We start from the raw sequence: 8,136 nt of genomic DNA on the forward strand, positions 1-8,136 counted from the left end.
GGGTTGCGCTGCCGAAAAGGTAGCGCTACCATTTACCTGTCATATGATATAGGCCGGGTTTCGACAAGCGGTGATTTGCCTTAGCGACGAATAGCGGCGATCGTGTGTGACAAAAATGCCGACGTTGAAGGGGGAGTGCGATGGAAGCGACCAGGATTCAATCGATCGTCATCGTCGGCGGCGGCACCGCCGGCTGGATGACCGCGGCGGCCCTCGCGCGGATATTGGGCCCCGATTATGCCAGCATCACCCTGGTTGAATCGGACGAGATCGGCACCGTCGGGGTCGGCGAGGCGACGATCCCGCAGATCAACATCTTCAACCGCATGCTCGGGATCGACGAGGACGACTTCGTCCGCCGTACCAAGGGCAGCTTCAAGCTCGGGATCGAATTCGTCGACTGGGGCGGCATCGGCCAGCGCTATTTCCACCCCTTCGGCAATATCGGGGTCGATATGGGCGGCGTGTCGTTCCATGCTTTCTGGCAGCGGCTGCGCGGCGAAGCCGAATTCGCCGACGTCGAGGATTATTCGGTGATGGCCAAGGCGGCGCGCCACGGCAAGTTCATGCGCCCGACCACCGCCCCCGGCTCGCTGCTCTCGTCGATCGCCTATGCCTTTCATTTCGATGCCGGGCTTTACGCCCTCTATCTGCGCGAGCTGGCCGAGGGCAGCGGGGTCACCCGGATCGAAGGCAAAATCACCGGCGTCACGCGTAATGGCGAAACGGGCCATATCGAAAATGTAACGATGCACGACGGCCGTACGGTGGGCGGGCAATTGTTCATCGACTGCTCGGGCTTTGCAGGCCTGCTCATCGGCCGCGAGCTTGGCGTCCCCTATATCGACTGGTCGGCCTATCTGCCGTGCAACCGCGCGGTCGCGGTGCCGTGTGAACTCGGCGAAGACTTTTCCCCCTACACGCGCTCGACCGCGCGCTCGGCGGGCTGGCAGTGGCGCATCCCGCTCCAGCACCGTGTCGGCAACGGCCATGTCTATTGCAGCGACTATATCGGCGACGACGAGGCGGCGGCGGTGTTGCTCGCCAATCTGGGCGGCAAGCCGCTCGCCGATCCGCGCTTCCTGAAATTCACCACCGGCCACCGCGCGCGCTTCTGGGAAAAGAACTGCGTGTCGATCGGCCTGTCGGCGGGGTTCATGGAGCCGCTGGAATCGACGAGCATCTGGATGATCCAGACCGGCATCGCGCGCCTCCTGTCCAACTTCCCCGATACCGGCTTCGAAGCCGCGAGCATCGACCGCTACAATCGGCTGATGGTCGAGGAGAGCGAATTGGTGCGCGATTTCCTCGTGCTCCATTACCATGTCACGACGCGGGACGATTCGGACTTCTGGAATTATTGCCGGACGATGCCGATCCCCGATCGGCTCGCCGAAAAGATCCGCGTCTTTCAGAGCAGCGGCCGCGCCTTTCGCGAACATGAGGAATTGTTCAACGACACCAGCTGGTTCGCGGTGATGGAGGGGCAGCGGCTCGGCGCGCGCCGCTACGATCCCGTCGCCGAGCTGATGCCGATCGAGCAGACGCGCGACCGGCTGCGCCAGATCAAGGCGGCGGTGACCGCATCGGTCGACCATATGCCGCGCCACCGCGACTATATCCGCGATCATTGCGCCGCCTGATCGGCGCCACGGAAAAGGGGACCGGTCGCCCGGTCCCCTTTGAAGGCGTCGCTGGGACTCGCTCAGCCTTCCATGGCTTCGAGCTCCTTGCCCTTGGTCTCGACGATGAAGCGCTGGACCAGGAAGAAGCTGATCACCGCGCAAATCGCATAGAAGCTGTAGCTCACCGCCAGCCCCAGCCCGACCGCCATGATCGGAAAGGTGAAGGAGATGAGGAAGTTGGCGAACCACTGGAAAAATCCGCACACGGCCAGCGCCGAGCCGCGGATCTGGTTCGGGAACATTTCGCCCAGCATCACCCACATAATCGGGCCCCAGCTGAGGTTGAAGAAGATCACGTACAGATTGGCCGCGATCAGCGCGAGCGTGCCGAGCGACGACGAGAGCTGGAGCTTCCCGCCGGCATCGAGCGTGCCGTTGGCAAAGGCATAGACGAGCGCGAACAACGTCACCGCCATGCCCGCCGAGCCGATCAGCAGCAGCGGCTTGCGGCCGATGCGATCGACGAGCAGGATCGTTCCGAAACAGGCGGCGATCGACACGATCCCCGACACGATGTTGATCTGCAGCGACTGGTCCTCGGTAAAACCGGCGAGCTGCCACAGCGTCGCGCCATAATAGAAGATCACGTTGATCCCGACGAGCTGCTGGAACACCGCGAGCAACAGCCCGGCCCAGACGATCGGCCGTACCCCGCCCTTCACCGGATCGAATATGTCGGACAGGCGCGGGCGATGGTCGGCGCTGAAGCTGGCCCTGATCTCGTCGACCTTGGTCGCGGCGGCGGCGGCGCCGAACAGGCGGGTCAACACCTTGCCGGCCTCGTCGATCCGCCCCTTCGACACCAGATAGCGCGGGCTTTCGGGAATGAAGAACAGCGCGACGAGAAAGACCGCCGCCGGCACCGCCTGCATCAGGTACATCCAGCGCCACGCCTCGATCCCCGCCCAATAGGGCGCGGTCGATGCTCCGGCGCTGGCGGCGAGGAAATAATTGACGACGAAGGCGGCGGTCAGCCCGGTGATGATCATGATCTGTTGCACCGTCGTCATCCGGCCGCGGATATGGGCGGGCGCGACCTCGGAGATATAGGCCGGCGACAGCACGCTCGCGGCGCCCACCGCCATGCCGCCCATCATCCGGGCGACGACGAACAGCGGCTGGGCATGGGCAAAGCCCTGGATCAGCGCGCCGATGAGGAACAATATCGCCGACAGGATCATGACGTTGCGGCGCCCGATCGCGTCGGCGAGCGTGCCGGCAAGAAAGGCGCCGATGAAGCAGCCGATCAACAGCGATCCGACGGTGAAACCGAGCCCCGCCTCGCTCAGGGAGAACGCCGACCGCAACCCGTCCTGGGTGCCGTTGACCGCCCCGCTGTCATATCCGAACAATAATCCGCCGATCGTCGCCACCGCGACGATCGCCGTAATGAGCGCCAGATTGGTCTGGCCTCGCGACGCTGTGTTCATTCACCTCTCCCAAGGTTCTGTTATGGTAGCGCTATCATGAAGGGCAAGCCGCGCGCGCGCAAGCCCCATTCACGCCGCGGCCGGAACGCCTGTCCGCGACGGCGACCGCGATAAAGCCGATTGCGAAAGCGCGGCATTGCTCTATGGGCTTGCGCCGCGGGGGCCTGGCCCCCGCAAGATCGCGCCGGTGCCCGAAAGGGCTTAAAACGGGAACACGGTGAGAAGGCCCCGCTCGGGCTTTCGACTCCGAGGCTGTCCCTGCAACTGTAAGCGGTGAGCGCGATGCACCGGTCCGGACTCCTTGTCGGGGCCAGCCACTGGGGCAACCTGGGAAGGCGTGCATCAAGCTGTGACCCGCGAGCCAGGAGACCTGCCAGCGCACCGGTCGCTCTTGCCTTGGTCCAGGGGATGGTCATGGCACGGTAATCCTCCGTCTGAGCGACGACCTGTGCGGCTGGGGCCGCATCGGTGCGTGGTGACGGAGCGACTTGTGCCCGCCCTTCGCCTGCACCGACCGGTTCGCCGGTACGCCCCCGCCACTTCGCTCTGGCGCAAAGGGGGCTTATCCCATGTTGAAGACCGGTTTCATTTCCCTCCTCGCGCTGACGGCGGCGACGCCCGCCTTCGCGCAGTCCAATCCCGACGAAACATCGACCGACGCGAACGGTGATACCATTGTCGTCACCGCCAGCGGCGTCGAACAGAGCCGCACCGAAACGGGCCACACCATTTCCGTTATCACGCGCGACGATCTGGAAACATCGCAAGTGACGTCGATCAGCGACGCTTTAAACCTCGTGCCAGGCGTAGCTGTCGCACAAAGCGGACCCGTCGGATCGCAAACCAGCGTGTTTATCCGCGGCGCGGAAAGCAGCCAGACGCTGGTGCTGATCGATGGCGTGCGGATCAATGATCCTTCGACGCCCAATGGCGCGTTCGATTTCGGTGGATTGCTTACGGGCAATATCGACCGGGTCGAGGTGCTGCGCGGTGCCAATTCGGTCATCTGGGGCAGCCAGGCGATCGGTGGCGTCATCAGCGTGCAAACCGTCGCACCCACGGACACGCTGTCGGCCAATGCTTTCGCCGAATATGGCAGCCATGACACCGCCAAAGTCTTTGGCAATGTGTCGGGCAAGAGTGGGGTCATCTCCGGCAGCGTCGGCGCCGGCTATTATCGCACCGACGGTATTTCGTCGCTCATCGGCGGCACCGAACGCGATGGGTACAGGAACTTCTCCGCCAACGGAAAGTTGCTCGTCGAATTCTCGCCTGCCCTCGCACTCGATCTGCGCGGTTATTACAACAAGGGCCGGATTGAATATGACGACGCCTTTGCCTTTCCGGGCAACCCGGCAAATTCCATTCCCGAATCCGATAACGAACAGTTCGTCGGCTATGCCGGGTTGAACCACGACCTGCTCGACGGCAAGTGGAGGGGGCGCCTGTCGTACAGCCGTACCGACCTGACCCGCAAAGGCAGCGAGGATGGCGCGACCGGTCCTTTCAACTACAATGTTTTCACCGCGCGCGGCAAAGTCGACCGTTTTGCCTATGACGGCAATGTCGACTTCGGCATCGCGTCACTGGTTTTCGGCGGCGCCCATGAAGAGACGTTCGCCAGCACTTTCTATCCCTTGGGCGGTGACACCACACCCACCAGGTTCAAAAGCGACTATTCCAGCTTTTACGGACAGATTGGCGTACACCCGTTTGACGGCCTGACGGTCAACGGCGGCGTGCGATACGAAGATCATTCACAATATGGCGACCACACAAGCTTTGGTGCCGACGCGGCCTATACGCCCAATGATGGCAAGACCATATTCCGCGCGAGCTATGCCGAAGGTTTTCGTGCGCCGACGTTGAGCGAGGCATTGCCGCCATTCGGCAACATCAATCTGAAACCGGAAACCTCCAAAGGCTTTGACGCCGGAATCGAGCACAGTTTTATCGATCGCAAAGTCACGGCGACCGCGACCTACTTCCATCGCAAAAGCAACGACCTCATCGCTTATAATCCCGCGACATTCCAATCGGAGAATATCGGGCGGGTGAAGTCGGAGGGCGTCGAGCTTGGACTTATCGTCCGGCCCAACGACAATCTGGACGTGCGGGTGAATTACGCACTGGTCGATGCTACCACTCGCTCCCCGGGGGCCAATTTTGGCAACCAGCTTGCCCGCCGCCCAAGGGACAAAGCGAGTTTCGTCGCCGACTGGAAATCGCCTTGGGGCCTGAAACTGGGTGCAACGATTGCCCTGACCGGCGACAGTTTCGACAATATCAACAACAGCTTCGCCAATCGCCTCGACGGATACTGGCTGACCGCCGTGCGTGCGGCTTTCCCAATCACCGATCAGCTCGAAGTTTATGGCCGGATCGAAAATCTGTTCGATGAGGATTATGTGGTTGTCAAAGGCTATAATACTTACGGTCGCACAGCCGCCATTGGTATCCGCGTAAAAATCTGATGCAGGGGGTCGGCCTGGCGTCTGTGTTTGCCGCCGCGGTGCTGCTGGTTTCGACCGGCAGCGCCGTGGCGCCGCCCGACGCCGGGCCGCCGCCTTCGAAGCCACTGCGCGTCATGTCGACGAACCAGTGCACCGACCAGCTGGTGCTGGCGCTGCTGCCGCCCGAACGGATCGTGTCGGTGACCTGGCTGTCGCGCGATCCGTCGGGATCGCTGATGGCAAATGCCGCCAGGCGGGTCGGGATCAATCACGGCCTCGCCGAGGAAGTCGTTCAGCAACAGCCCGATCTGATCGTCGCCGACCGTTTTTCGAAACCGACGACGCGGGCGATGCTCAAACGGCTCGGCTATCCGATGATCGAGGTCGACGACGCGACCAGCTTCGATGCGATCCGCGCCAATGTCCGGCAGGTCGCGCGGGCGGTCGGCGAAGTCGCGCGCGGCGAGGCGATGATCGCCCAAATGGACCGCGAGCTTGCCGAACTGGCTCGCGATCCCGGGCCGCCGCTGCGTGTCGTCGCGTGGGACGGCGGTGGTTTCAGCGCGAGCAAGGGGTCGCTCTATAACGCGGTGCTCGAAGCGGCGGGCGCGGTGAACATCGCCAACGAGCCGCCGGTGTCGCGCTATAATCGCCCCGACACCGAAGTGCTGCTCGTCGCCGCGCCGACCCTGCTCGTCAAGGGCGCCGGGGTCCGCCCCGAATATGGAATGCGCGAGAATATCGAGCGTCATCCGATCGTTCGCCGCTATTGGGACGGCGCGCGGACGGTGGCGATTTCGCCGGCCTATTATGGCTGCGGCACCCCCAGGATCAGCGAAGCGGCGATCCGGCTGCGCGCCGAACTGCGCGGCGCCGCGAGCCGGGTCCGCACCTCGCTTCCCTTTGCCGGGGCTCATGCGCTGTGATGCGCTGGTTTGTCCCGCTGCTGGTCGTCCTGTTGCTCCTCGCGGGATTCGCCTCGCTGCTCGCGGGCACGGTGTGGCTGACCCCCGGACAGGCGCTTGGCGGGCTGCTCGCGGGCCGCACCGACCTCGCGTCGCTGATCCTCGTCGAAATCCGCCTGCCGCGGCTGATCCTCGGGCTGATGGTCGGCGCGATCCTCGGCCTGTCGGGCGCGGTGCTGCAGGGGCTGCTGCGCAACCCGCTCGCCGAACCCGGGCTGCTCGGGGTGTCGGCGGGGGCGTCGCTCGGCGCGGTGATCGCGATCTATTTCGGCTTCGCCGCCAGCTTCGCGATGGCGCCGCCGCTCTTCGGGCTCGTCGGCGGCTTCGTCACCGCGGGCACCGCGCTGGCTCTGTCGCGGCGCGGTGGCACGCTGTCGCTGATCCTCGCCGGCGCCGCGGTCAGCAGCATCGCCGCCGCCGGGGTCAGCGTCGCGCTCAACGTCGCGCCCAACCCTTATGCGGCATACGAGATCATGGTCTGGCTGATGGGCTCGCTCGTCGACCGCAGCTGGGACCATGTCTGGCTCGCAGCACCTTTCATCCTCGTTGGCGCGATGCTGTTGCTCCTGACCGGCCGCGCGCTCGACGCACTCGCGCTCGGCGAGGCGCAGGCCGAAAGCCTCGGCATCCATGTCGCGCGCACCCGCCTGCTCGCGCTGCTCGGTACCGCGATGGGGGTCGGCGCGGCGACCTCGGTCGCGGGAGCGATCAGCTTCGTCGGGCTGATCGCGCCGCACATCGTCCGCCCGCTCGTCGGGCACCGGCCGGGCAAGACGCTGGTCCCGGCGGCGCTCGTCGGCGCGCTGCTCGTGACCCTCGCCGATGTCGGCACAAGGCTGCTCGTCGTCGACGGCAAGATCCTCGCGCTCGGGGTGTTCATCAGCCTGTTCGGCGCGCCCTTCTTTCTGTGGCTCGTCCTCCATGTGCAAAGGCGCACCGCATGAGCGCGCTGACCCTCTCCGCGGTCACCGTGAAACGCGACCAGCGCGCCGTGCTGCGCGATATCGACGCGGTCTTTGCGCCCGGGCGCCTGACTGCGGTGATCGGCCCCAATGGCGCCGGGAAGAGCACATTATTGGAAGTCTCGGCGGGGCTGCGGGCCCCCGATGCCGGACGCGTCGAACTCGGCGGACAATCGCTCGCCGCGATCGGTCGCCGGATGCTCGCGCGGCGCCGCGCCTATCTGCCGCAGCGCGCCGAGGTCGAATGGCCGATCAGCGTCGAGCGCGTCGTCGCGCTCGGCCTGACCCCGGTGCTGCCGAGCTTCGGCGATCTGCCCGCCGCGCTGCGCCCCGCGATCGACGAGGCGCTCGCCGCCTGCGATCTTGTCGAACTCCGCGATCGTCCGGCGACCAGCCTGTCGGGCGGCGAACTCGCCCGCGCGATGCTGGCGCGCGCGATCGTCGGCGACCCCGAACTGCTGATCGTCGACGAGCCGACCGCCGGACTCGACCCGCGCCACGCGCTCGACGCGGCGCGGCGGCTGCGCGCGCGCGCCGATGCCGGGCGCACGGTGATCATGGCGATCCACGACCTCGACCTCGCGCTGCGCCATGCCGACGATGTCGTCGCGATCAAGGACGGCGCGCTGCTCGCGGCGGGG

General features: G+C 65.0%; 6 protein-coding genes and 1 riboswitch. Of the genes, 5 read left to right on the top strand and 1 reads right to left on the bottom strand.

What is annotated here, in order from left to right:
- Positions 1–140: 140 nt before the first annotated feature.
- Positions 141–1,643, top strand: a complete 1,503-nt coding sequence (locus tag ASD67_RS01385; RefSeq protein ID WP_056342147.1) for a tryptophan halogenase family protein — start codon at positions 141–143, stop codon at positions 1,641–1,643.
- Positions 1,644–1,705: 62 nt separating this feature from the next.
- Here ASD67_RS01385 and ASD67_RS01390 read toward each other — a convergent pair whose 3' ends face one another.
- Positions 1,706–3,115: a sugar porter family MFS transporter gene (locus tag ASD67_RS01390; protein WP_056342150.1), complete on the bottom strand. Its 1,410-nt coding sequence runs from the start codon at positions 3,113–3,115 to the stop codon at positions 1,706–1,708.
- Between the two features lie 173 nt (positions 3,116–3,288).
- Positions 3,289–3,507: riboswitch (cobalamin riboswitch) on the top strand.
- A gap of 177 nt (positions 3,508–3,684) precedes the next feature.
- Between ASD67_RS01390 and ASD67_RS01395 the strand changes: the two genes are divergently transcribed.
- The 4 genes from ASD67_RS01395 to ASD67_RS01410 all read left to right on the top strand — a co-directional run.
- On the top strand, positions 3,685–5,589 hold the full coding sequence (locus ASD67_RS01395) for a TonB-dependent receptor plug domain-containing protein (RefSeq protein WP_056342154.1): 1,905 nt from the start codon (positions 3,685–3,687) through the stop codon (positions 5,587–5,589).
- The gene (locus ASD67_RS01400) at positions 5,589–6,494 is read left to right on the top strand and encodes an ABC transporter substrate-binding protein (protein WP_056342157.1); all 906 of its coding nucleotides are present in this window, start codon (positions 5,589–5,591) and stop codon (positions 6,492–6,494) included. The genes ASD67_RS01395 and ASD67_RS01400 overlap by 1 nt, the downstream gene beginning before the upstream one ends.
- The gene (locus ASD67_RS01405) at positions 6,494–7,477 is read left to right on the top strand and encodes a FecCD family ABC transporter permease (protein ID WP_056342160.1); all 984 of its coding nucleotides are present in this window, start codon (positions 6,494–6,496) and stop codon (positions 7,475–7,477) included. The genes ASD67_RS01400 and ASD67_RS01405 overlap by 1 nt, the downstream gene beginning before the upstream one ends.
- On the top strand, positions 7,474–8,136 hold a 663-nt coding region (locus tag ASD67_RS01410), incomplete at its 3' end, for an ABC transporter ATP-binding protein (RefSeq protein WP_200937964.1). The genes ASD67_RS01405 and ASD67_RS01410, both read left to right, overlap by 4 nt.

Origin of the sequence: Sphingopyxis sp. Root1497 (assembly GCF_001427085.1) — a bacterium.
GTDB lineage: Bacteria > Pseudomonadota > Alphaproteobacteria > Sphingomonadales > Sphingomonadaceae > Sphingopyxis.